The following is a 24,683-nucleotide window of genomic DNA, read 5'->3' as shown; positions in this document are numbered from 1 at the left end:
GCTGGCGCAGGGCCGCTGCCGCTGCCGTCGCGGCCTGGTGGCTGCACCGCTCTCCGGGCTGTCGACGACGCGCAGGACCCTGCGCCTGTCCGACGCTCAGTCGTCGCGTCCGCGCGCCAGCGGCCCGGCCTGCAGCTCGCGCAGATCCAGCCGGCGCAGCCGCGGCGCCCGCCATGCCGCGGCCAGCGCGATCGAGATGGTCACGCAGCCACCCAGCACCACCGCGGGCACCAGCCCCAGCAGCCGCGCCATCGAGCCGGCATAGAAGGCGCCGAGCTCGTTCGACGAACCCACGAACAGCCCGTTGATCGACGACACCCGGCCGCGCATCTCGTCGGGGGTCGCCAACTGCAGGATCGTCGAGCGCATCACCACCGACACGCCGTCGCAGACACCCGACAGCAGCAGGAAGAACGCCGACAGCCAGAAGACCCGCGACAGTCCGAATCCGATGATGCACAGCCCGAAACACGCCACCGCCACCAGCAGGATGCGCCCGGCATTGCGCTGGATCGGGTTGCGCGCCAGCCACACGCCGACCGCCACCGCGCCCAGCGCCGGCGCACCGCGCAGGATGCCCAGCCCTTCGGGGCCGTAGTCGAGGATGTCGTGGATGAAGGCCGGCGCCAGCGAGATCGCCCCGCCGAACAGCACCGCGAACATGTCCAGCGCCAGCGCACCCAGCAGGATCTGGTGGCCGAACACGAAGCGCGCCCCTTCGGCGATGCTGGAAAAGATCGGCGCACGCTGCAGCACCGGGGCCGGCTCGGTGACCTGCATGCCGGCAAGCGCGACGACCACGCCCAGCGCCAGCACCGCCGCGGCCACGTACGCCGACGCGGTTCCCGACCACCCCACCAGCACGCCGCCGATTGCCGGCCCCAGCACCAGCGCCGACTGGAACACGATGCTGCCCAGGCTTGCTCCGCGCACGAACTGCGCGCGCGGCAGCACGCGTGCGAACAGGGCGTTGTAGACCGGCCCGAGGAAGGCCCGCACCATGCCGGTGAGCACCACCGCGGCGTAGATCGCCCACACGCCGGCATCGATCACGCCGATCGTGAGCAGCGCCAGCAGCACCGGCGTCAGCGCCAAGCCCAGGCCCGCCGCCATGCCCAGCCGGCGACGCGGCAGGTTGTCGACCAGGTAGCCGGCGAACGGCGCCACGCAGAAGTAGGGCAGCAGTTCGGCCAGCCCGATCAGGCCCAGCATCCACGGGTTGCGGGTGAGTTCGTAGACCTGCCAGCCGACAGTGACTGCGACCACCTGGTAGGACAGGATCGAGCAGATGCGGTAGGCCAGCAGCCGGCGGAAGCCGGGATTGCGCAGTGGTGCGGCGCGGCTGCTGTCGTCCGCGGCAGCCTGCGCCGGTGCGCTCACGCCAGTGCGCGTTGCGCGGCGGCGCGGATCTCCGCCAGCAGTGCCGCCAGCCCGTTGCTGCGGGTGGGCGAGAGGTGCTTCGCCAGCCCGATCGCGGCGATGTAGTCGGGCTCGGTGGCGACGATCTCCCGCGCACTGCGGCCGGCATAGACACGCAGGGCGAGGAAGATCAGCCCGGAGACGATCGCGGAATCGCTGGTGGCGGCGAAGTCCATCCGCGACGCATCGCCCGAGGGCACGATCCAGACCATCGACTGGCAGCCGAGCAGGCGGTTGTCCTCGGTCTTGAGCTCGTCGGGGAACGGCGGCAGCTTGCGGCCGAGGTCGATCAGGTACTGGTAGCGCTCCGACCAGTCGCCGAAGAACGCGAACTCGTCGCGGATCGCGGCCTGGGCCTCTGCGGCGCTTGCTTCGAGGGGGAAAACGGTGTCGTTCACGTTGTGCTCGTCGATTCGGTATTGCCGCGCGGCGAACGCGCGGTCGGCCTGTTCGCCGTCCGCTGCCGGGAGCCGTCGCGGTTCAAGGCGGGCGGTCAGGCGCGTCTGCGGACCCAGCGTACGCCCTGCGGTGTGTCCTCCAGCTGCACGCCATCGGCGGCGAGCTGGTCGCGGATGGCATCGGCACGGGCGAAGTCGCGCGCCTTCTTGGCGGCGCTGCGCTCGTCGACCAGTGCCTGGATGCGTGCATCGTCGTCACCGGCGGCACCACGGCCGAACCAGTCGGTCGGCGACTGCTGCAGCAGGCCGAGTGCGAGCCCGGCGCCGACCAGCTGCGCCTTGGCGTCGACGCGCGCCTCGCCTTCGGCCCTGCGTGCCTCGCCGCCGAGGCGGGCGAGTTCCGCCAGTGCCTGCGGGGTGTTGAGGTCGTCGTCGAGCGCGGTCTCGATGGCCGCGGGAATGCGCGGCGTCGCCTCCACGTCGGCGAGATCGCGCAGGGTGGCGTACAGCCGCTCCAGCGTGCGCGCCGACTGTTCGACCAGTGCGTCCGACCAGTCCAGCGGCTGCCGGTAGTGCGCCGACAGCAGCGCATAGCGCAGTGCCTCTGCGGGGTGCTGCTGCAGCAGGTCGCGGACCTTTTCGATATTGCCGACCGACTTCGACATCTTCGCGCCCGACAGCGTCAGCATGCCGTTGTGCAGCCAGAAGCGGGCGAATGGCGCGCCGCCGTGGGCGCATTCGCTCTGCGCGATCTCGTTCTCGTGGTGCGGGAACTGCAGGTCGACGCCGCCGGCATGGATGTCGATGGTCCGGCCCAGGTGCGCCGCCGCCATCGCCGAGCACTCGATGTGCCAGCCCGGGCGGCCACGGCCCCAGGGCGAGTCCCAGCCGGGCAGGTCGTCGGTGGACGGCTTCCACAGCACGAAGTCGCCGGGATCGCGCTTGTACGGGGCGACCTCGACACGGGCGCCGGCGCGCATGTCCTCGATATCGCGGCGCGACAGCCTGCCGTAACCGTCGAAGCTCTCGACCGCGAACAGCACATGGCCCTCGGCGCAATAGGCATGCCCGCTGTCGATCAGCTGCGCGATCATCGCCACGATCTCGGGGATATGCGCGGTCGCTTCGGGCTCGAGGTCGGGCGGGGCGACGCCCAGCGCGGCCATGTCCTCGCGGTAGGCGGCGGCGAAGCGGTCGGTGATCGTCGAGATCGGCACGCCCTGGTCGCGCGCGGCCGCGTTGATCTTGTCGTCGACATCGGTGATGTTGCGCGCATAGCGCAACCCGCCGTAGCGGCGCCGCAACAGATCCGCGAGCACGCCGAACACCACCGGACCGCGCGCGTTGCCGATATGCACGTAGTTGTAGACGGTGGGCCCGCACACGTACATCGTCGGGCAGCCGGGGTCCTGCGGCTCGAAGGCTTCGACGCGTCGGGTGAGGCTGTTGTGCAGGCGCAGGGTCATGGCGGTGCTTGCGGTAAACCCCGGGATTCTAACGGCCCGCCCGGGTCCACGACAGCGAGGATTCAGGCCGCGCACAGCGCCACGGCCTAAACTCCCTGAATTCGCGCCTCTCCTGGTTTCCATGCCCCAACCGTTCCAGCAAGCAACCTGCCTGTGCGCCTTCCTGGTGGTGGCGGCGGTGTCGTTGCCGGTTGCGGCGCAGAGCGTGCATGGCAACCAGCGCGCCCAGCGCGACGCGCAGATGGCCGCGCCGCCGCAGGAGAACGTGCGGATGGAATACGCCCGCGTGCTGAGCGCCGAACCGGTCTACCAGGTGCTGCGGGCGACCAGCATGGTCGAGCGCTGCGATGCCTCCACGCCGGTGGCCGGCGAGGGCGAGCGGCGCGGCATTTCCCGCGTGGTCGGCGCGGTGCGCGACGTGCTTGGCCCGGACGAGGAAGAGGCTGCGCGTGCACGTCCGGCCAACGGCAACTGCCGGATGGTGCCGGTGGAGCGCGAATTCCGCCGCCCGATCGGCTACGAGGTGGATTACATCCACAAGGGCGTGAAGTACCGTTCGCGGCTGCCGTTCGACCCGGGCAACCGGGTGCGTGTGCGGGTGTCGGTGACGCCGGTGGTCGGGGCGTCGGCCGAATGAGCCGCCACTTGCCGCCCGCCGGCGCCCGTGCGAGGATGCCGCCCCTCATGAACCCCCTTCGCGCCGACGCCGAGATCCTGACCTCCGCCTGGATGGCGGCTGGCATGACCTCGCGCGCGCGTCGACCGGAAGCCCACCATTCCGCTGGGTAGCCGGTACTCGTCGCATTCGAGTTTCACCAGGACAGACCCAGCCCGAGCGCTGGGTTTTTTCGTTTCCGCACCATGCGCATGACGCGCAGGCACCCGCAGCCACTGCGGGCGCACCACCTCCACCCGGACCATGCCGATGTCGATCAAGCACTTCCTCAACACCCAGGACTGGAGCCGCGCGGAGCTGGACGCGCTGCTGGCCGATGCCGCCCGCTTCAAGCGCGAGAAGCTCGGGGATGCGCTGAAGGGCCGCTCGATCGCGCTGGTGTTCTTCAACCCGTCGATGCGCACGCGCACCAGCTTCGAGCTGGGCGCGTTCCAGCTGGGCGGCCACGCCGTCGTGCTGCAGCCGGGCAAGGACGCATGGCCGATCGAGTTCGACCTCGGCACGGTGATGGACGGCGACACCGAGGAGCACATCGCCGAGGTGGCGCGCGTGCTGGGTCGCTATGTCGACATGATCGGCGTGCGTGCGTTCCCGAAGTTCACCGACTGGGCCTACGACCGCCAGGACATCGTGCTGAAGTCGTTCGCGAAGTATTCGCCGGTGCCGGTGATCAACATGGAGACCATCACCCATCCGTGCCAGGAGCTCGCGCACGCGCTGGCGCTGCAGGAGCACTTCGGCACCAGCGACCTGCGCGGGAAAAAGTACGTGCTGACCTGGACCTACCACCCGAAGCCGCTCAACACCGCGGTGGCCAACTCGGCGCTCACCATCGCCACCCGGCTCGGCATGGACGTGACCCTGCTGTGCCCGACGCCGGAATACATCCTCGACGAGCGCTACATGGACTGGGCCGAGGCCAATGTCGCCGCGAGCGGCGGCTCGCTGGCGGTCAGCCATGACGTCGATGCCGCCTATGCCGGCGCCGACGTGGTCTACGCCAAGAGCTGGGGCGCGCTGCCGTACTTCGGCAACTGGGGCCCCGAAAAGCCCATCCGCGACCAGTACAGGCACTTCATGGTCGACGAGCGCAAGATGGCGCTGACCAACAATGGCGTGTTCTCGCACTGCCTGCCGCTGCGTCGCAACGTCAAGGCCACCGATGCGGTGATGGACTCGCCCAACTGCATCGCCATCGACGAGGCCGAGAACCGCCTGCACGTGCAGAAGGCGGTGATGGCGGCACTCGCGCGCCAGTGACCGCCGCCACCCGCGCTGCCTGAGCGGCCCTTCTTTTCATTTTTCTCCCCTTCTTTTTCCTCCAGAGATCTCCCATGTCGCAGCATCCCGCGCCTTCTTCCGACGGTTCCCCGGTCCGCACTTCGCCGGCGCAGAGCCGCGACATCGTGCTCGCCTTCTCGGGTGGCCTCGATACCAGTTTCTGCGTGCCGTACCTGCAGGAGCGCGGCTGGTCGGTGCACACGGTGTTCGCCGACACCGGCGGCGTGGACGCCGACGAGCGCGCCTTCATCGAGAAGCGCGCGCAGGAGCTGGGCGTGGCCAGCCACGTCACCGTCGATGGCGGCCCGGCGATCTGGACTGGTTTCGTCAAGCCCTTCGTGTGGGCGGGCGAGGGCTACCAGGGCCAGTACCCGCTGCTGGTTTCCGACCGCTACCTGATCGTTGATGCGGCGCTCAAGCGCGCGGCGGAGCTCGGCACCAACGCCATCGCCCACGGCTGCACCGGCATGGGCAACGACCAGGTGCGCTTCGACCTCGCCATCAAGGCACAGGGCGACTACCGCATCGTGGCGCCGATCCGCGAGATCCAGAAGGAACACACGCAGACCCGTGCCTACGAGCAGAAGTATCTCGAGGAGCGCGGCTTTGGCGTGCGCGCCAGGCAGATGGCCTACACCATCAACGAGAACCTGCTGGGCGTGACCATGTCGGGCGGCGAGATCGACCGCTGGGAGGCACCTGGCGAGGGCGCGCGTGGCTGGTGCGCGCCGCGTAGCGCCTGGCCGGTGGAACCGCTGACGGTGAAGCTGCGGTTCGTCGCCGGCGAGGCGGTGGAACTGGATGGCAAGCCACTGCCGGGCGAGCAGCTCCTGGCCAGGCTCAACACGCTGTTCGCGTCCTACGGCGTCGGCCGTGGCGTGTATACCGGCGACACCGTGATCGGCCTGAAGGGCCGCATCGTGTACGAAGCGCCGGGCCTGGTGGCGCTGCTGACCGCGCATCGCGCACTCGAGGAGGCGGTGCTGTCCAAGCAGCAGAACCGCTTCAAGCCCGAGGTGGCGCGCAAGTGGGTGGAGCTGGTCTACGAGGGCTTCTTCCACGATCCGCTCAAGACCGACCTCGAGGCCTTCCTGGCCTCGGTGCAGGCCACGGTGACCGGCGAGGTCACGCTCGAGACGCGTGGCGGCCGGGTTGACGCCGTGGCCATCAGCTCCGCGCACCTGCTGCATTCGCGCAACGCGACCTACGCGCAGTCCGCCGACTGGGGCGTCGAGGAAGCCGAAGGCTTCATCAAGCTGTTCGGCATGAGCTCGACGCTGTATGCGCAGATCAATCGCTGAGCGACCCGGCATCCCGGCCCCGAACCGACCACCGCGACCCTGATGCGAAGCCGATGAGCAATCTTCTCGACAGCACCCTGACGCACCTGGAACGGCTGGTGTCCTTCGACACCCGCAATCCCCCGCGGGCCATCGATACCGGTGGAATCTTCGACTACATCCGCGCGCAGCTGGCGGATTTCCGCGTCGAGGTGACCGACCACGGTGACGGCGCGGTGTCGCTGTTCGCGGTGCGCGGGCAGCCCCGGGTACTGTTCAACGTGCACCTGGACACCGTGCCGGACTCGCCGCACTGGAGCGCCGACCCGCTGCGCCTTCGCGTGCGTGGCCGCCGCGCCATCGGCCTGGGCGCCTGCGACATCAAGGGCGCGGCTGCGGGGCTGATCGCGGCCGCGCGGGCCACCCGCGGGGCGGCCGCATTCCTGTTCACCAGCGACGAGGAAGCGAACGATCCGCGCGGCATCGCCGCGTTCCTGGAACGCGACCACGGCTTCGCCGAAGCGGTGATCGCCGAGCCGACGCGCTGCGAAGCGGTGCTCGCGCATCGCGGCATCAGTTCGGTGCGGCTGCAGTTCCGCGGTGCGGCCGGGCATGCATCCGGCGCCAATGCGCTCGAGGCCAGCGCGCTGCACCAGGCGATGCGCTGGGGCGCGAGCGCGCTCGATTTCGTCGAGGCACAGGCGCACCAGCGGTTCGGTGGCCTGACCGGCCTGCGCTTCAACGTCGGCCGCGTGGAAGGCGGCATCAAGGCCAACGTCATCGCTCCGCATGCCGAGGTGCGCTTCGGCTTCAGGCCGCTGCCGTCGCAGGACATCGATGTGCTGCACAGCACGTTCGGCGGCTTCGTCACCACCGGCGCGCTCGATCGCTACGAGGAAACCTTCCGCGGTCCGCCGCTGCCGGCCGGCAACGTCGCCGAAGCCGAGGAGCGCCGGCTGGAAGCACGCGACCTCGCCGACGCGCTCGGCCTGCCCGTTGGAAATGCGGTGGACTTCTGGACCGAGGCCTCGCTGTTCTCGCAGGCGGGGATGACCGCGATCGTCTACGGGCCCGGCGACATCGCCCAGGCGCACACGGCGGACGAGTGGGTGTCGTTGAGCGAGCTCGAGACCTACGCGGAATCGATCGTGCGGATCCTGGGTGGTGCGGCCGGTTCTGCCGCGGATCCACGCCGATGAACGCCGGCGGCCAACGGACCGCGGCCCGCCAGACACACACGTAACACCCCTCCCTCCCGCGCGGGAGAGGTGGCCCGACAGCAACGCCGCACGTTTCCCCCTTCGATCCGCGTCCGCACCGTAATCCGCGGCTGAAACCCGTACCCACCCGAACCGAGCCGATGCAAGCACATACCCAGACCCGCCAGACCATCGTCCGCCTGTTGTCGTCGATGGCGAGCGCGCGCGAGATCAGCCAGTACCTCAAGCGCTTCTCCCAGCTCGACGCCAAGCGGTTCGCGGTGGTGAAGGTGGGGGGCGCGGTATTGCGCGACGACCTCGATGCACTGACCTCGTCGCTGACCTTCCTGCAGCAGGTGGGCCTGAGCCCGATCGTCGTGCACGGCGCCGGCCCGCAGCTGGATGCGGAGCTGTCGGCCGCCGGCATTGAGAAGCACACCGTCAACGGCCTGCGGGTGACCACGCCGGAGTCGTTGGCCATCGTGCGCCGGGTGTTCCAGGCCTCCAACCTGGCACTGGTGGAGGCGTTGCAGCAGGCCGGTGCGCGCGCGACCTCGATCACCGGCGGCGTGTTCGAGGCCGACTATCTCGACCGCGACACCTACGGCCTGGTGGGCGAGATCCGCAGGGTCAACCTGGCGCCGATCGAGGCCAGCCTGCAGGCCGGGTCGATCCCGGTCATCGCAAGCCTCGGTGAGACCAGTGGCGGGCAGATCCTCAACGTCAACGCCGATTTCTCCGCCAACGAGCTGGTGCGGGTGCTGCAGCCGTACAAGATCATCTTCCTCACCGGCACCGGCGGGTTGCTCGACGAGCAGGGCAGCGTGATCGACTCGATCAACCTGTCGACCGAGTACGAACACCTGATGGCGCAGGACTGGATCAGCGGCGGGATGCGGCTGAAGCTGGAGCAGATCAAGGGGCTGCTCGACGACCTGCCGCTGACCTCGTCGGTCTCCATCACCCGCCCGGATGATCTCGCCAAGGAGCTGTTCACCCACAAGGGCTCGGGCACGCTGGTGCGCCGCGGCGAGCGCGTGCTGCGTGCGACCGACTGGAGCGCCTTCGACCTCGACCGGCTGCGCACGCTGATCGAGTCGAGCTTCGGCCGCACGCTGGCGCCTGACTATTTCGAGCGCACCCGTCTGCTGCGCGCCTATGTCAGCGAGAACTACCGTGCCGCGGTCATCCTCACCGCTGAGGGCGACTACGTGTATCTCGACAAGTTCGCGGTGCTCGACGAGGCGCAGGGCGAGGGCCTGGGGCGCGCGGTGTGGCAGGTGATGCACGAGGAGACGCCGCAGCTGTTCTGGCGCTCGCGCCACGACAACCAGATCAATATCTTCTATTACGCGCAGTCCGACGGCTGCTACAAGCAGGATGCGTGGAAGGTGTTCTGGTACGGCACCGGCGATCTCGAAGACATCCGCTATTTCGTCGACCATTGCGCGCAGCGCACGCCGACCCTCGTCGGCTGAGCGAAGGGAGTACGACATGAGCCAATCCGTACGTACCGTCGGCATCGTCGGCGCACGCGGCCATACCGGCGCGGAGCTGATCCGGCTGGTCCACGGCCATCCGTCGCTGGAGCTTGCCTTCGTCTCGTCGCGCGAACTCGACGGCCAGCGCGTGGACGCGCAGGTCGCCGGCTACGCCGGTGAGCTGCGCTACGGCAACTTCGATGCCGAGGCCGTGCCCGGGCAGGGCGCGGATGCGGTGGTGCTGGCGCTGCCAAACGGCAAGGCCGCGCCATTCGTCGCCGCGCTCGACCGCGATGCGCCGCAGACGGTGGTGGTCGACCTGTCGGCCGACTACCGCTTCGACGACAGCTGGTATTACGGGCTGCCCGAGCTCACCCGCGGGCGTTATGACGGCCAGCGCCGGATCAGCAACCCCGGCTGCTACGCGACCGGGATGCAGCTGGCGATCGCGCCGCTGCTGGGCCTGCTGGACGGTCCCGTGCAGGCGTTCGGCGTGTCCGGTTATTCCGGTGCCGGGACCACGCCATCGGACCGCAACAACATCGAGCTGCTGCGCGACAACCTGATGCCGTATGCGCTGGCCGGGCATATCCACGAGCGCGAGGTGACGCGCCAGCTGGCGACTGCGGTGGAATTCATGCCGCATGTCGCCGCACACTTCCGTGGCATCACACTGACCGTCAATGCGCACCTGTCGGCTCCGGTGGAGGTGGATGCGCTCGCTGCGCGTTACCGCGACCGGTACGCGGACGAACCTCTGGTGGAGATCATCGACGCCGCGCCGTGGGTGAGCGGCATCGCCGGGCGCCATGGCGCACGGATCGGCGGCTTCACCGCGAGCGACGACGGCCGTCGCGTGGTGGTGGTCGCCACGCTGGACAACCTGCTCAAGGGTGCCGCCACCCAGGCGCTGCAGAACCTCAACCTCGCCTTCGGTCTCCCGGAGACCACGGGCATTCCGCTCTAGGCACGGCACGCGCCGCTCCTCCGGCAACAGGAACTCCAACGATGTCCGACCTCCTCTGGCAGAAACCCGGCGTCGCCGTCGACGCGCAGATCCAGGCCTTCCTCGCCGGCGACGATGTGCTGCTGGACCGCGAGTTCTTCCTGCACGATATCGCCGCCAGCCGCGCGCATGCGCAGGGCCTGCAGCGCATCGGCATCCTTTCGGCCGATGAACTGCAGAGGCTGGAAGCGGAACTCGACCAGCTCGCCGCCGACTTCGGCAGTGGCGATTTCATCCTCGATGCGCGCTACGAGGATGGTCATTCGGCGATCGAGGCGCGGCTGGTCGAGCGCCTCGGCGATGCCGGCAAGAAGGTCCACACCGGCCGCAGCCGCAACGACCAGGTCCTGGTCGCCACGCGCCTGTGGCTGAAGGAGAAGCTGGCTCGCGTGGCCACGCTTTCGCAGCAGACCGCCCGCATTGCGCTCGACCGCGCGCAGGCCGAAAAGGACCTGCCGCTGCCCGGCTACACCCACCTGCAGCGTGCGGTGGTGTCGTCGGCGGGGATGTGGTGGGCCGGCTGGGCGGAGGCGTTCATCGACGACGCCCGGCGTGCGCTCGACACGCTGGCGCTGGTCGACGCCAATCCGCTCGGCACTGCCGCCGGTTACGGCGTGAACCTGCCGCTGGACCGCGAGCACACCACCGCCGCGCTCGGCTTCTCACGCATGCAGGTCAGCCCGATCTACGCGCAGCTCTCGCGCGGCAAGTTCGAACTGGCCGCCCTGGAAGCTCTCGGCTCGGCCACCCTCGACCTGCGCCGCCTTGCCTGGGACCTGTCGCTGTTCACCGCGGCCGAATTCGGCTTCGTGGCCCTGCCGGCGCAGTACACCACCGGCAGCTCCATCATGCCGAACAAGCGCAACCCCGACGTCGTCGAACTGATGCGCGCCACCCACGCCAGCGTGGCCGCCGCGCACACCGAGATCGAACAGCTGCTGTCGCTGCCATCCGGCTACCACCGCGACCTGCAGGCGTCCAAGGGCGCGATCTTCCATGGCTTCGGTCGCGGCCTGGCCGCGCTGGAGCTGCTGCCGGCGCTGCTGTCCAACCTCGAATGGAAGCCCGGCGGCATGCGCGCGGCGATGGATGCCGGCATGTATGCCACCGACGTGGCGGTGGAGCAGGCCGCCGCCGGCGTTCCGTTCCGCGATGCCTACCGTGCCGCCGCGGCGTCGGTGGAGCAGGCCGGGGAGGGACGCACGCCGGAAGCCAGCCTCGCGGCGCGCGTGTCGCCCGGCGCGGCGGCGGACCTGCGCCTGGATCAACTGCGTGCGCGGCTGGATGCGCTGTAGCCCGACGGAGTCAGCTGCCCAGTTGCGCGGCCACGGGGCACGCGTCATCGTCAAGCGCCACGTGGACGATGCGCCCGTCGCGTAGCTTCGTTGCCAGCATCGGCGTGGCGCCAAGCGCGCAGCGCACGCTGTCGTCATCCACATCCGTCCGGCGACGGCGCCGGTCGGCGTTTGCGAAGCGGGCCCGGTTGTACTCCGCCCAGCCGATCAGCAGCGTACCGCACGCCAGCGCGATCAGTGGCAGCGAGGCGAGCACGAACAGGTCGACCTCATCCTGGCGCAGGTACAGCTGCAGCCACGCGGTGCGGATGCCGACATACCAGGCGATTATCGTCACCAGCGGCGCCCACAGCCACGCGTACACCGCCCATGCGGCGGCCGTCATCGCACCGCCGGCGGCACGCCGGCCGGGCCCGCGGCGATGACGGTGGTCGATGATCGGCGGTGTCATGCGCGTGCTCCACGATCCGGGCTGGTCCACAACGCGCGCCGGTCACGGCGGCCGAGCAGGGTGCGCGGGAAGGCGATCGCCGCGGTCACCATGCCGATCGCCCAGAAGGCCATCGGGTACCAGATGATCCAGTAGAAGTGCCGCGCCAGGCCGCGTTCGTACCGGCGCTCGATCACCAGGCTGGTGGCGAACTGCAGCATGCACACCGAGGCAAGCACCACCCCGTGCCAGCGCGGCAGGATGGTTTCGACCTGCAACGGGGCCGGCAACGGCAGCAACAGGCCGAGCACCCAGAGCAGGATGATGGTCAGCATCACGTAGGCCCAGGTGAGGCTGAGCGCGTATTCGGCAAGCACGCCCCACATCCGCCGCCGGCGCCACGACAGCACGTCGCGGCCGTGGCGCAGCAGCACCTCGACGCCTCCGCTGGCCCAGCGCATCCGTTGCGACCACAGCCCGCGCAGCGTCTCGGGCATCAGGATCCAGCACAGCGCGTTGGGTTCGTAGCGGATGTCCCAGCCGGCCAGCTGCAGCCGCCAGGAGATGTCGATGTCCTCGGTCACCATGCGGTCGCTCCAGTAGCCGACGTCGTGCAGTGCCGTGCGCCGGAACGCGCAGATCACGCCGGAGATGGTGAACAGACGACCGTAGGTGCGTTGCGCGCGCTTGATCAGGCCGATGATCGCGGAGAACTCGCCGATCTGCATGCGGCCTAGCAGGGTGGTGCGGTTGCGGATGCGAGGGTTGCCGGTGACCGCCCCCACGCGTGGCCCGTCGATCAGGTGGCCGACCAGCCAGCGCACCGCGTGCCGATCGAGCGCGGCATCGGCATCGATGCACACCAGGTACTCCGAGGTCGCCGCCAGCGTCCCGATGCGCAGCGCGTTCGCCTTGCCCTGGTTTGCGGCCAGGTGTACCACGCGCAGGCGCGGATGGTCGGCGACCATTGCATCGAGCAGCTCCGGGGTGCGGTCGCTGCTGCCGTCATTGACCGCGATGATTTCGAAGTCCGGGTACTCCTGCGCCGACAGCGCGGTGATCGTGGCCACGATGTGGTCCTGCTCGTTGTGGCAGGGCACCAGGATCGAAGCGAACGGCGTGTCCGGCAGTGGGGGCGGTGCATCCGGCAGTGGGGTGCCACGCTCGCGGCGCAGGTAGTAGTAGATGCCGCCGGTCATCCAGAAAAAGGCCATGACGATCGGGTAGAAGAACGCGAAGTTGAACAGCCATGCGGCAAGCGGAAACCCGTAAACGTCCAATCAATGCTCCACGTAGGGGAATTCGCGTGCCGACATTGCTTCACGGGCGGCGGGCAGGGGCGGATGGTCGGAGATGAAGTCGTCCGGGTAGTAACCGAGGTGGCGCACGCCCGCGGCGAGCAGTGCGCGCACCTGGCTGCGCAGCACATCCGGCGCGATCGGTCGCTGACTGCGCCAGTCGATCGTCTGCAGCTCGAACAGTGCGCGTTCGAGCCCACCCGGCGTGGTGGCGACCGCGGCCACCAGGGCCTGCATCCAGCGTTCGGGATCCTCCGCGTTCTCGAGCTGCGGCATCGCCATCAGCGCGGTGAAGTCGTAGGCCTCCAGGAACGCGTCCAGGCGCTGCGCGAACCACGCTTCGGATTCCGGCTCCAGCACCGGTCGTGCGAACAGGTTGCGCACGGTGACGAGCTTCGGCCGCCAGCGCTCGGCGGACGCCTTCAGCGCGAGGGTGAAGTCGACCAGCCCTGCGGTGCGGCGGGCCGGCACCCCGTCGCCGTAGTGAGGCACCTCGTCGTCGCGCAGATAGGCATCGTCATGGAACAGCAGGCCGTCGAAATGCGCGTGGCGGGCGAGATCGGCATAGATGTCCTCGACGATCGCAAGCGCGCGCGGATCGGCAGGATCGAGCCGGGGAATCTCGGCCGGGTCGTGCGCGGCGATCCGCAGCTCGCGCTGCAGTGCTGGGTCGGCGAGTTCGTAGCCCAGCACTGGAAGCCACGCGAACACCCGCACGCCCGCGCGCGTGCGCAACTGCCAGGCCACGCGGCTGAAGAGATCCGCGCGCACCGGCAGGTGCCGGTTGGGAAAGTACAGGGCATCCGCCGCGCCATCGCCATCGGGATCGGCGAACGCCTGCAGGAACACATGGCTCGGGCGGATCTCGTGGATGCGTTGCACCAGCGCATCGAGATTGCGCGCCATCTGCACCGGATCCTCGTCGTGCACATAGTCGAGGTCGACCTGGATCGCCCGCAGGCCATCGCGCGAGAGATCGCGGCGCAGCTCGCCGGCGAAGTCACGCACATCGGGATTGCGGTGCATCAGCAGCCGCGCAAGGCTGTCCAGCGAGTCCTGGCCGGCCTCACGCTCGCCCTGCTGGCCAAGGTCGCCCTGCTGTGAACGGCCTTCGAGATCGAACGACAGGGTCATGCCCAGCGCGTGGGCGATATCGGTGGCGGCGCGGTTGTAGGCGGCGTAGGGCCACACCATCACCCGTGGCGCGCGACCGGTGTGGCGCTCGATCAGCGCACTGCTGGTGGCGAGGTCGGCATGGATGCGCGCGTGCCAGTCCGCATCGGACTCGTAGCCCGTGTCCGCATTCCACAGACGGGTGACCGCAGCGGGCATCTGGTTGCCAAAGGGGTTGCCGGTCACCCCCCGGTGCAGGTCGTGGCTGTGCGAGCCGATCTCGACCAGGCCGCTGTCCTGCATCTCGCGCAGCTGCGTCCAGGTCAGGAAGTCCTCGCGGGTGAAGTCGCGCGGGCCATAGGGCACCGCTTCGCCCTCGGCCAGGTCCATCCAGCCTGTCACCGGTGCCACCAGCGCGGGGAAACCGTATGCGCGCAGCAGCGGGAATGCGTGGGTGTAGGCGCTGCGCAGGCCATCGTCGAAGGTCAGCAGCACCGCGCGTTCGGGCAGCGCGCCGCGGCCGGCGCGCGCATCCAGCACCGCCTGCACGCTGACCGGGCGGTAGCCATTGCCATGCAGCCAGTCCAGGTGCCGGGCGAAGTTGGCCGTCGACACCGCGTAGGCATCGGGATCACCCTTCGGCGCGACATCGTCGCGGATGTCGTGATAGCTCAGCACCAGCAGGTCGGCACGGGCCGCATGTGGCCAGCACGCCCACGCCAGCAGCGCCAGCATCAGCACCAGTGCGCGGCTCATCGGGCATCTCCCCAGCGCAGGCCGGCGTCGAGCGCGACGCGCTGCTCACGCACGCCGTCGTAGACCGGGCGTGACCAGGTCACGCCATATTCGAACGTGCCGCCTTCGCGTCGCCACACATGGCGGTAACCGACGGCGGGTATCCATTGACTGCCATGCCTCTGCTGCCAGTACGGGCCGGCGTGCAGTTCCAGCCTCTGCCGGAACGCGCTGCCGTAGCGCCGCCAGGTGATGTGGTCCAGGCGCAGGCCCAGCTGTATCGAGGCGTCGCGCGACGGGTTGAAGTACGCGGCGTCCTCGCCGTGCGAGCCGCGGCTGACATGGACCGAGGCCAGTGCATCGACCAGCAGGTGCGGGCGCGTATGCAGGCGGGTGGATGCATCCACGCCGATCCGGTCGCGCGTGTTGCCGTCGTCGTAACGCAGGCGCGATGCATGCGCGCCGATGGCGAGGGTGTCGTCCGGTGTCCAGTCGGCGCTCAGGCGCAGGCTGTCGGCGGTGATGCCGGCCCGGCGCGCCTGCAGCGAGGCATCCGCATCGCGGTGGGCCATGGAGCCGCCGATCCGCCAGGCATCGCCGAGGCGCCAGTCTGCGGCGAACGACCACGCGGTGGGACCGGGCGCGTCATCGTCGTCGATACGCCAGACGGTGGCCGCGGCACCGAGGCGGTCGTGCCGGTACCAGCCGCCCACGCCGGCGCCGCGATAGCGCGTGCGGATGTCGTCGAAGTCGGCCTCACGTTGCTGGCCGACGACGCCCACGCGCCAGCGCCCGGCCAGCAGCGGCGAGCGCAGCTCCAGTGCGTGGCTGGCATCGCGGCTGCCGAAAGGCGATTGCGCCGTGCGTCCGCCGAGCGGGCTGCTGCGACCTGACGCCGACGACAGCGACAGCTGCGCACCGCGATGGCGATCGAGATCGCGGGCGATACGTGCGCTGCGCGGATCGTCCGGATGGATCGCGTGCAACGCCTGCAGTGCATCCGCGGCCTCGTCGATGCGCTCCAGCGCGACCAGACTGCCGACCTGGCCAGCGAGGGCATCGCGATCGTATGGATCCAGCGTGGCCGCCATCCGGTAGCGTTGCAGCGCCGCGGCGGGCCGCAGCCGTCGCGCCTGCACGGCGCCGAAGGCCGCCTGCAGCGATGCGTTGTGCGGGCCGATGGCCACCAGTGACTGCAGCATGTCTTCGGCCCCGGCGTGATCGTTGGCGTGGGAATGGGCCAGCGCGTGGGCGACATCGGCGCTGTAGCGGTCCCAGTTCTCGTAGCCGGCAATGGCGCCATCGCGCCGCGGCCACGCCGGTTGCGACGCGGCCAACGTGGCGAACACCGGCAGCGCGCGATCGAAGCGTTCGAGCTCGAGCCATGCATAGCCGAGCAGGATCGTCGCGTTGACGTTGCCCGGGTCGTGGGCGACCGCCTGCTCCAGCACCGGTAGCGCCTCGTCGGGGCGCCGCAACGCCAGCAGCGAATCGCCGACGGTGGCCAGGATGTAGGCCGGCACCTCGATGTCGTCGGCCAGCAGCTCGCGGTAACCGGCGGCGACCTCCTCGTGCCTGTGCAACTGGTTGAGCGCGGTCAGTGCATCCACCCGCAGCCGTGTGGATTCCCAACGGGTCTGCCGCGGCGCCTCGCGCTGCAGCGTGCGCAGTTCCGCCAGCGCGGCGCGGGCTTCGGCGAGCCGGTCCTGCGGGTTCTCCGGCAGCACTTCGGCCCAGCCGAGGCGCCGCGCCACCGCGTTGCCCTCGATGCGCTCACGCTCGTGGTCGGCGAACAGGGTGGGGCGTTGCGCAAGCCCGGCCGCGGCCAGGCGCGAACTGCCGAGATCGGCCAGCGTCAGCACGCGCAGGCGGTACGCGTCGTCGTCCGGGCTGTGCGCGAGCCGGCGCTCGATCAGCAGCAGGGCCTCAGCATGCCGGCCTTGCCTGCGCAGGTCGTCGATGGCCGCGAAAACACCGGCCCCGGAGTGGCGGCCCGTGGCGGGATCACTGGATGGAAGCACCTGCGCGCCGGCGGGCAGCGACAGGGCGAACAGCAGGAGGGCAAGACGGCCAGGACGAACAACGCAGGGACATCGCATGAAGTGATCGACTGAGTTGGGATGCGGGCCGTGTCACTGCATCCCTGCGGCATTCGGCGCGGCGATACTTGCGAGGCCGATGTCAACGGCGCGTTGCCAGTTCCGGAAGGTCTTCTCGCGCGGTTCAGATAGCGGGCAGCGACGACGCGGCGATTCCTCAATCTTTCGCCGCGGCAGCCGATAGCCATTGGGTCCGCCTCCGCGCGGCGCATGCCCGCCGCTGCACAGAAACCTTCCATGCGCGACATGAGCGATCCCCCCGCCACCACCTTCCGTCGATCGCCAGGCGGCACAGCTGCCGCGGTGTCCATCCGCCGTGCCGAGCCGATCGACGGCGCAGGGCTGCGCGTGCTGTTCGCGGGCGCCGACCAGCCACCGCTGCTGCTGGCCGCCTTCGCCGACGGCATGGCCGGGCTGCACGACGAGCTCGGCGACATGGGCCGTTACCTGCAGGCGGCCTGCGCCGCCGAGGACTGGGTCGCCTACGGCCGCTCGATGCGGCAACTCGTCGACAGGTACATCCGCTGCATAGAGCTGGAGCCACCGTCGGCCAGCGAGGCGGAGCGGCTGCGCGAGGCGCTCCGCCAGGTGCTGGGCGTCGCGCTGGGGGCCCTGCTGCAGCGCGAGCCCGCGCTGGCCAAAGAAGCGGGCGCGCTGGCCACCCGGGTGCGCGAATGGCGGCCCGGGCAGGACCTGGGCGCGCTGACGCAACAGCTGACCGGCCTGTGCACGCGGGTCGGCCTGTATGCCGAGGATGCCGACGAACAGCTGGCGATGCTGGTGGGGCTGTTCGAGGTGCTGCTGGAGAACATCGGCGAGCTGCTCGACGAGCGCAGCTGGCTGCATGGGCAGATCGCCCGGGTCCGTGGCCTGCTGGGCGGGCCCATGGACCGGCAGTCGCTGCAATCGGCGCGCGCCGAACTGCGCGACGTGATCTACCGGCAGGGCCTGTTGCGGCAGGGCATCGCCGACTCGCGCACCGCGATGAAGGACATGATGGCGGCGTTCGTGGAGCGTCTGGACGGGATGGCGGTGGACACCGGCGAGTTCCACGACCGCATTACCCGCCATGCGCTGCGGGTGCGCGAGGCGCGCAGCATCACCGACCTGCAGCAGATGCTCGACGACGTGCTGGTCGATACCGCCCGGGTGCAGGCGCAGGCCCTGCGGGCCCGCGACGACCTGCTGACTGCGCGGCAGGAGGTCGAGGCGCGCGAACGCCATATCCAGCAGCTGGAGCAGAAGCTGCGCGACGCCGCGGGGAAGGCGCGCGAGGACCAGCTGACCGGCTGCCTCAACCGTCGCGGCTTCGAGGAACGTTTCGACGCCGCTGCCGCCGCCGCGGTGCGCGCTGGCCGCCCGCTGTGCCTGGCCATGCTCGACCTCGACGATTTCCGGGCGCTGAATGCCACCCACGGGCATCTCGGCGGCGACGCGGCGCTGCGCCACGTCGTAGAGGTCGCACGGCTCACGCTGCGTGCCAGCGACGTCGTCGCGCGCTTCGGTGGCGAGGAGTTCGTCGTGCTGATGCCCGATACGCCACTGCCGGAGGCACTCGCCGCGCTGGCGCGCCTGCGGACCGTGCTGCAGCACCGCGCCTTGCCGCACGAGGGCGCGCGGATCGTCATCGCCTTCAGTGCGGGCGTTGCCCTGTATGCGCCGGGGGAGTCGCTGGATGCGCTGGTCAAGCGCGCCGACCTGGCCATGTACGAGGCCAAGCGGGCCGGGAAGGACCGCTGCATCGCCGCGGCCTGATCCTGCGACCGGTGCGGACACGAAAAAGCCGGCGCGAGGCCGGCTTTTTCGATGAACAGTGGTCGGGGAGACAGGATTTGAACCTGCGACTTCTACGTCCCGAACGTAGCGCTCTACCAGGCTGAGCTACACCCCGACTGAGCCGCGCATTCTAGGGATCCGCGAAGAACTCGGCAAGGGGGTCGTGCACGATCGGACGCCGGAGTCGGGCGAGCCGCTAAACTGTCGCACTGCCTTTCTGCACTGCCGGAGCCCGCCTTGATCAAGCCGCGTACCCCCGCCGGGGTCATGGAACTGTTGCCTCGCGAGCAGATCGCCTTCCAGCGCATGCTGGACGTGATCCGCCGCAACTACGAGCGCTTCGGCTTCCTGCCGGTGGAGACGCCGGTGTTCGAGCTGTCCGACGTGCTGCTGACCAAGACCGGCGGCGAGACCGAGCGCCAGGTGTATTTCGTGCAGTCCACCGGCGCGCTGGCCAACGCCGCCGCGGGCGAGGGTGCCGGCCTCCCGGAACTGGCGTTGCGTTTCGACCTCACCGTGCCGCTGGCGCGCTACGTGGCCGAGCACGAGCACGAGCTCAGCTTCCCGTTCCGCCGCTACCAGATGCAGCGCGTCTACCGTGGCGAACGCGCCCAGCGCGGGCGCTTCCGCGAGTTCTACCAGTGCGATATCGACGTCATCGGCAAGGACGGCCTGAGCATCCGCTACGACGCCGAGATCCTCGCGGTGATCCACGCGGTGTGCTCCGAGCTCGGCATCGGCGGCTTCGCGGTGCAGCTCAACAACCGCAAGCTGATGCGCGGGTTCTTCGAGGCCCAGGGTGTGACCGATGCGCAGCAACAGGCGCTGGTGCTGCGCGAGGTCGACAAGATCGACAAGCGTGGCCCCGACTACGTGCGCGAGACGCTCACCGGCGCGGCATTCGGTCTTCCCGCTGATGCGGTGCAGCGCATCCTCGATTTCGTCGAAGTGCGCTCCACCTCGCATGCCGATGCGCTGGCGCGGATCGACCAGGTGCTGGCGCAGGCGGGCGAGGGCGCCGGCGAGGCGCTGCGCGCAGGCGCCGCCGAACTGCGCGAGGTGCTGGAGCTGGTGCGTGCGCTGGGCGTGCCCGAGTCCGCCTACCGGTTGAACTTCTCGATCGCCCGCGGCCTCGACTACTACACCGGCACCGTCTACGAGACCACGCTCACCGACCATCCGGAGATCGGTTCGATCTGTTCCGGCGGCCGCTACGAGGACCTCGCCAGCCACTACACGAAGTCCAGGCTGCCCGGCGTGGGCATTTCGATCGGCCTGACCCGGCTGTTCTTCCAGCTGCGCGACGCCGGCCTGATCGACGGCATCGGCGAAAGCAGCGTGCAGGCGATGGTGGCGCTGATGGACGATGCCTCGCTCGACGACGCCCTGGACCTGGCACGCCGGCTGCGCGCCGGTGGCATCAACACCGAAGTGCAGATGGAGCCTCGCAAGCTCGGCCGCCAGTTCCAGTACGCGGCGAAGGCGGGTGTCCGCTTCGTGGTGCTGGCTGGCGACGACGAGCGCGCGCGCGGCGTGGTCGCGGTCAAGGACCTGCTGCGCGAGCAGCAGTTCGAGGTGGCACGCGCCGAGTGCGCGGAAGCGCTGCGCGTCGAGCTCGAGCAGACCCGCGCGCTGGCAGGCCGCTGAGCCCGCCGCACGCATCACGCCGGTAGCGGCAGGCATGCGCGACGGCCCGGCAACGAATACAGGGGACGACAGATGAAACCGATCCATCTCGACGGCAGGTCGCTGAGCCGTACGCAACTGGTGATGGTGGCCGAGGGGGCCCCGGTCGAGCTGGATGCGGGTGCGCTGGAGGCGGTGGCACGTGCCGCCGCCTTCCTGGCCGAGCAGGTCCGCCGCGAGGAACCGATCTACGGGGTTTCGACCGGTTTCGGCAGCAATGCCGACAAGCTGCTCGGCGCGCATCCGCTGCGCGACGAATTGCCGGGCGCCACGCCGTCCGGGCGCTCGCTGCACGCCGAGCTGCAGCGCAACCTGATCGTCACCCATGCGGTCTGCGTGGGCGAGCCGATGCCGGCCGACGTGGTGCGCGCGATGCTGTGCATCCGCATCAACACGCTGCTGCGCGGGCACTCGGGTATCCGCGTGGAAACCCTGCAGGCGCTGACCGCGATGCTCAATGCCGGTGTGGTGCCGGTGGTGCCGTCGCTGGGTTCGGTGGGTGCGTCGGGTGATCTCGCGCCGCTGTCGCACCTGGCGATCGTGCTGCTGGGCGGCGGCGAGGCCTTCCTCGACGGCGAGCGGATGCCGGGTGGCGAGGCGCTCGCGCGCGCCGGCCTGCGCCCGGTGGAGCTGTCGTACAAGGAGGGCCTGGCGCTCAACAATGGCACCGCGCAGATGCTGGCGATGGGCGTGCTGGCGCTGCACCGGCTGGAGGACCTGCTCGACACCGCCGACCTCGCCGCGGCAATGACCATCGACGCCTTTGCCGGACGCCTCGGCGCGTTCGATGCCGACGTGCACGCGCTGCGCCCGCATCCGGGCCAGGTCGAGGTGGCCGCACGCCTGCGTGCGCTGCTGGACGGTTCGACGCTCGCCGACATCGCCTACCACCTGGTGCCGCGCTTCCGCTTCTGGATGCCGGAGAGCTGGGACACGGCCGAGGCGCAGGCGCTGCGCTTCGATATCGGCTGGGACTGGGTGGCCGCCAACCAGCGCCACGGACGCGAGAAGTTCTACGACCGCTTCAAGCCGTTCCGTGGCGGCAAGAAGCACCAGCCGCAGGACAGCTATTCGCTGCGTTGCATCCCGCAGGTGCACGGTGCGGTGCGCGATGCCGCCGCGCACGCCGCGCGCGTGCTCGACATCGAACTCAATGCCGTCACCGACAACCCGCTGGTGTTCCCGGACCGCGAGGCCGAGCACGTCGAGGAGCAGGTGATCTCCGCCGGCCACTTCCACGGCATGCCGCTGGCGCTGGCACTGTCGGCGGTCAAGGCCGCGATCCCGGTGCTGGCGTCGATCTCCGAGCGGCGGCTCAACAAGCTGGTCGATCCGTCCACCAGCGACGGCCTGCCCGCGTTCCTGATCGGCAACGAGGACGGCACCGAATCGGGTTTCATGATCATCCAGTACACCGCGGCGGCGATCGTCAACGACCTCGCCACGCGCGCGCACCCGGCCAGCGTGTACTCGGTACCCACCAGCGCCAACGCCGAGGACCACGTGTCGATGGGCGCCAACGAGGCGCGCCATGTGCTGTCGATGGTGGCCGACCTCGGCAAGGTGCTGGCACTGGAAATGCACACCGCCGCGCAGGCGCTCGATTTCCGCCGCGACATGATCAACGCCGCGCGCGACCTCGCGCGGCGCAGCGATGCCGCCGGCTTCGCGGTGAAGGTGCAGGGCGCGCCGGGGCCGTCCCATCCGGATCGCGAGCGTTTCCTCGCCGAGGTCGATGCGCTGCGCGAGGAGCTCGCCGTTTCCGAGCCCTTCCAGCCCGGATCGGCCGTCGCCGCGGCCCACGCCGCACTGCGGGAGCGCATTGCCTTCCTGGACCGCGACCGTGCGCTCGATGGCGAGGTGGCCGAAGCGGTGCGCCTGGTGGCCGACGGCACCCTGCTGACCGCCGCGCGCCGGGCGCTGGAGCAGGGCGGTTGAACCTGCCGCTGCATTACGGCTGGCTCGGTGCCCTGGAAGCCGGCCTGATCGCGCTGCTGGTGGGAGTGCTGGCCTTCTGGCTGTTCCACGCGCTGGCCCGGAGGTTCGCCTGGACCGAAGGGCATTCGATCGGCTGGAGCTGCGTGTCCGCGATCGCGATCGCCGCCGGCATCGACACCTGGAACCTGTTCTACATGGGCGTGGTGCGGCTGGAGTCGCCGGTCTACGCACGCATGTTCCTGCAGGGGATCCATGACGCCAACGGCCTCGGCACGCGCGTCTTCATGGAGATCATCGGCGCGGTGTCCGGCGTGGCGCTGGGCTGGGTGATCGCGCACCGCCACCAGGACAGCGACCGGGCTGCCGACGCCGGGGACTGAGGCATGGCGCGGCCGCGGGGCGCGGCGTGCCGTCAGTCAGGCAGCAGTCCGTGGGCGCGCAGGGCCTCCTCCAGCTGCAGGCGATGGTCCGGGGTCCAGCCACTGATGCGGGCCAGCACCCGGTCGCCGTCGAGCACCACGAACACCGGGGTCCGTGCGAAATCCAGCTCCGGCCACGCGCCTTCGCGGGTGGCGACCTCGATCGGCGTGTCCGGGTGGGCGGCATTCCATCGTTGCAGATGCTCCCAGCCGGCGAGCTGCCGTGGCGGTGCAAGCCACAGCGCGTGGCGTGCGAACACCGGCCCCAGCGTGGCGTCCCCGGCAATGTCACGCGCGGCCGCGCGGCTGAATCCGCAACCCGGCGCCGACACCACGACCACGCGCCGCCCGGCCACCGCGCGGTCGCGCTCGACCAGTGCCGGAGGATCGCCGGTGACCTCCCAGGCGGTGTGATGGCGTCCGCTGTCCGCGAGCGGATGCAGCCCGGGTAGCCGGATCGGGTCGCGCTCCGGCATCGCCTGCGCGATCGCCGCGGCGGCATCCGGATCGCCGGCCGCGAAATGCAAGGCCTGCATGTCCCGCACCTGCAGGCGTGTATCCAGCCCACGCTCGCGCAACGCGGCGAGGGCCGTCGCCGCGCGATCGTGGAGGCGTGGATCGCGGCCGTGGAACGCTGCACTGCTGGCCGCGCGCCACAGCAGGAGCAGGTCGTGGTCGCCCGCGTTCGCAAGCAGCCGCGTCCACCCGGCGGACGGGAACGTCTGTTCGAACCTCGCCTGCACCGCCATGGCGCGGTTTCGAGAACCAGTGTGCGCGGAGAGGTCAGCGATGTCCGCTTCGAACGTTTCGACGCGATGTTCCAGTGCGGTGGCCGCCGCAGGGCGCGCGACCTGCGATACGCGCCGCGCCTCGGCTTCGGTCAGCCCCTCCCAATGGCCGTCCATCCCGAACAGTCGTGCCACCGCAGTCACCTCGGCGCTGGTGAGCTCGGCCTGCAGGTCGGCGAGCGGGAAGCCCGCCGGACCACGATCGGTCAGCACCAGTCCGCGCAGAAAGCGCGCCAGGCCGGTTGGAGACATCCGGTCCAGCGGGCCCGGATTCGCCTGGCGCCAGGCCGCGAGCGCGTCATGGCTGCGCAGCGGCAGGGCCGGTGTGGCCTGCGCTGCGGCCAAGGTGTCCCCCTGCGCGACGTCCTCCTGCGGCTGCGCGGCCATTGCCGGGAGTGCGAACACGAGAGCGGCCCAGGTCGCAATCAATGGGATCGGAAGCACGACGTCGTCCGTGAGGTGCGTCCGGCGATTGAACCACGAGGCCGCATCCGTGCTGAACGCAACGCGCCGAGCGCTTGCAATTGGAGCGCCGATCGGAATAATGCACTAACGCGTTAATACATTATCCCAGTGAAACAACGTCCTGATCCCCTGCCGCGATACGACGCCGAAGCCGCCCTGCAGGGCCTGGCGGAGGCATTCGCGTCGCTGCAGAGCGGCGAGGACGTGGTCGCGTTCCTGCGCGACCTGTGCACGCCCGCCGAACTCGAAGCGATGTCGGACCGCTGGAAAGTGGTGCCGCTGCTGCTTGAAGGCGTGCCGTATCGCGAGATCCACGAGCGCACCCGTGTCAGCGTGACCACCGTCGGTCGCGTCGCACGCACGCTGGGCCACGGCGAGGGCGGCTATGCCGCCGCCGCGCGTCGCCAGTTCCCGCACCTCGTTCCCTCCCACTGA

Annotated in this window: 20 protein-coding genes and 1 tRNA gene; 12 read left to right on the top strand and 9 right to left on the bottom strand. The window is 69.9% G+C overall.

The window, feature by feature from the left end; all coding sequences use genetic code 11:
- Window positions 1-96: 96 nt before the first annotated feature.
- From ERL55_RS08485 to cysS, 3 genes are all read right to left on the bottom strand, one after another.
- Window positions 97-1,380 (bottom strand): MFS transporter, encoded by a 1,284-nt coding sequence (locus ERL55_RS08485; RefSeq protein WP_129136034.1) that lies wholly within the window; start codon window positions 1,378-1,380, stop codon window positions 97-99.
- Window positions 1,377-1,817: a SufE family protein gene (locus ERL55_RS08480; protein ID WP_129136033.1), complete on the bottom strand. Its 441-nt coding sequence runs from the start codon at window positions 1,815-1,817 to the stop codon at window positions 1,377-1,379. Before ERL55_RS08480 ends, ERL55_RS08485 begins: the two co-directional genes overlap by 4 nt.
- A gap of 95 nt (window positions 1,818-1,912) precedes the next feature.
- Window positions 1,913-3,283, bottom strand: coding sequence for a cysteine--tRNA ligase (gene cysS, locus ERL55_RS08475; RefSeq protein ID WP_129136032.1), 1,371 nt, complete (start codon window positions 3,281-3,283; stop codon window positions 1,913-1,915).
- Between the two features lie 121 nt (window positions 3,284-3,404).
- On the opposite strand from cysS, the gene ERL55_RS08470 reads away from it, so the two are divergent.
- The 7 genes from ERL55_RS08470 (at window position 3,405) to argH (ending at window position 11,501) form a co-directional block, all read left to right on the top strand.
- Window positions 3,405-3,920 carry a hypothetical protein gene (locus ERL55_RS08470; protein WP_232140993.1) on the top strand — a complete coding sequence of 172 codons (516 nt, stop codon included), beginning with the start codon at window positions 3,405-3,407 and terminating at the stop codon, window positions 3,918-3,920.
- 288 nt (window positions 3,921-4,208) lie between these two features.
- Window positions 4,209-5,219: an N-acetylornithine carbamoyltransferase gene (locus ERL55_RS08465; protein ID WP_129136031.1), complete on the top strand. Its 1,011-nt coding sequence runs from the start codon at window positions 4,209-4,211 to the stop codon at window positions 5,217-5,219.
- Between the two features lie 74 nt (window positions 5,220-5,293).
- On the top strand, window positions 5,294-6,541 hold the full coding sequence (locus tag ERL55_RS08460) for an argininosuccinate synthase (RefSeq protein WP_129136030.1): 1,248 nt from the start codon (window positions 5,294-5,296) through the stop codon (window positions 6,539-6,541).
- Window positions 6,542-6,594: 53 nt separating this feature from the next.
- Complete coding sequence (locus ERL55_RS08455) at window positions 6,595-7,719, top strand: acetylornithine deacetylase (protein WP_129136029.1); 1,125 nt, start codon at window positions 6,595-6,597, stop codon at window positions 7,717-7,719.
- Between the two features lie 161 nt (window positions 7,720-7,880).
- Complete coding sequence (locus ERL55_RS08450) at window positions 7,881-9,197, top strand: acetylglutamate kinase (protein WP_129136028.1); 1,317 nt, start codon at window positions 7,881-7,883, stop codon at window positions 9,195-9,197.
- Between the two features lie 16 nt (window positions 9,198-9,213).
- Window positions 9,214-10,167 carry an N-acetyl-gamma-glutamyl-phosphate reductase gene (argC, locus tag ERL55_RS08445; protein ID WP_129136027.1) on the top strand — a complete coding sequence of 318 codons (954 nt, stop codon included), beginning with the start codon at window positions 9,214-9,216 and terminating at the stop codon, window positions 10,165-10,167.
- A 41-nt stretch (window positions 10,168-10,208) separates the two neighbouring features.
- Window positions 10,209-11,501: an argininosuccinate lyase gene (gene argH, locus ERL55_RS08440; protein ID WP_129136026.1), complete on the top strand. Its 1,293-nt coding sequence runs from the start codon at window positions 10,209-10,211 to the stop codon at window positions 11,499-11,501.
- A 10-nt stretch (window positions 11,502-11,511) separates the two neighbouring features.
- On the opposite strand, the gene pgaD is transcribed toward argH, so the two are convergent.
- From pgaD to pgaA, 4 genes are read right to left on the bottom strand one after another with little or no spacing between them, the layout of a single operon-like run.
- A complete protein-coding gene (gene pgaD / locus ERL55_RS08435; RefSeq protein WP_129136025.1) occupies window positions 11,512-11,952 on the bottom strand; it encodes a poly-beta-1,6-N-acetyl-D-glucosamine biosynthesis protein PgaD in 441 nt (146 codons plus the stop codon).
- Window positions 11,949-13,211, bottom strand: a complete 1,263-nt coding sequence (gene pgaC, locus ERL55_RS08430) for a poly-beta-1,6-N-acetyl-D-glucosamine synthase (protein ID WP_129136024.1) — start codon at window positions 13,209-13,211, stop codon at window positions 11,949-11,951. Before pgaC ends, pgaD begins: the two co-directional genes overlap by 4 nt.
- A complete protein-coding gene (gene pgaB / locus ERL55_RS08425) occupies window positions 13,212-15,098 on the bottom strand; it encodes a poly-beta-1,6-N-acetyl-D-glucosamine N-deacetylase PgaB (protein WP_129136023.1) in 1,887 nt (628 codons plus the stop codon).
- The gene (pgaA, locus tag ERL55_RS08420; RefSeq protein WP_129136022.1) at window positions 15,095-17,176 is read right to left on the bottom strand and encodes a poly-beta-1,6 N-acetyl-D-glucosamine export porin PgaA; all 2,082 of its coding nucleotides are present in this window, start codon (window positions 17,174-17,176) and stop codon (window positions 15,095-15,097) included. Before pgaA ends, pgaB begins: the two co-directional genes overlap by 4 nt.
- Window positions 17,177-17,422: 246 nt before the next feature.
- On the opposite strand from pgaA, the gene ERL55_RS08415 reads away from it, so the two are divergent.
- Window positions 17,423-18,931: a GGDEF domain-containing protein gene (locus tag ERL55_RS08415; protein WP_164972155.1), complete on the top strand. Its 1,509-nt coding sequence runs from the start codon at window positions 17,423-17,425 to the stop codon at window positions 18,929-18,931.
- A 59-nt stretch (window positions 18,932-18,990) separates the two neighbouring features.
- Here ERL55_RS08415 and ERL55_RS08410 read toward each other — a convergent pair.
- Window positions 18,991-19,067, bottom strand: a tRNA-Pro gene (locus tag ERL55_RS08410).
- Window positions 19,068-19,189: 122 nt separating this feature from the next.
- On the opposite strand from ERL55_RS08410, the gene hisS reads away from it, so the two are divergent.
- The 3 genes from hisS to ERL55_RS08395 all read left to right on the top strand — a co-directional run bounded on the left by hisS (window position 19,190) and on the right by ERL55_RS08395 (window position 22,956).
- Complete coding sequence (gene hisS / locus ERL55_RS08405; protein WP_129136020.1) at window positions 19,190-20,599, top strand: histidine--tRNA ligase; 1,410 nt, start codon at window positions 19,190-19,192, stop codon at window positions 20,597-20,599.
- A gap of 72 nt (window positions 20,600-20,671) precedes the next feature.
- Window positions 20,672-22,576, top strand: coding sequence for an aromatic amino acid lyase (locus ERL55_RS08400; protein ID WP_129136019.1), 1,905 nt, complete (start codon window positions 20,672-20,674; stop codon window positions 22,574-22,576).
- Window positions 22,573-22,956: a hypothetical protein gene (locus tag ERL55_RS08395; RefSeq protein WP_129136018.1), complete on the top strand. Its 384-nt coding sequence runs from the start codon at window positions 22,573-22,575 to the stop codon at window positions 22,954-22,956. Before ERL55_RS08400 ends, ERL55_RS08395 begins: the two co-directional genes overlap by 4 nt.
- Before the next feature lie 32 nt (window positions 22,957-22,988).
- On the opposite strand, the gene ERL55_RS08390 is transcribed toward ERL55_RS08395, so the two are convergent.
- On the bottom strand, window positions 22,989-24,227 hold the full coding sequence (locus ERL55_RS08390) for a hypothetical protein (protein WP_129136017.1): 1,239 nt from the start codon (window positions 24,225-24,227) through the stop codon (window positions 22,989-22,991).
- A 129-nt stretch (window positions 24,228-24,356) separates the two neighbouring features.
- On the opposite strand from ERL55_RS08390, the gene ERL55_RS08385 reads away from it, so the two are divergent.
- A complete protein-coding gene (locus ERL55_RS08385) occupies window positions 24,357-24,683 on the top strand; it encodes a YerC/YecD family TrpR-related protein (RefSeq protein WP_129136016.1) in 327 nt (108 codons plus the stop codon).

Origin of the sequence: Luteimonas sp. YGD11-2 (assembly GCF_004118975.1) — a bacterium.
Classification (GTDB): domain Bacteria; phylum Pseudomonadota; class Gammaproteobacteria; order Xanthomonadales; family Xanthomonadaceae; genus Luteimonas; species Luteimonas muca.
Note: the sequence above shows the minus strand (reverse complement) of the source record. Positions and strands in the feature narration are given on the sequence as shown.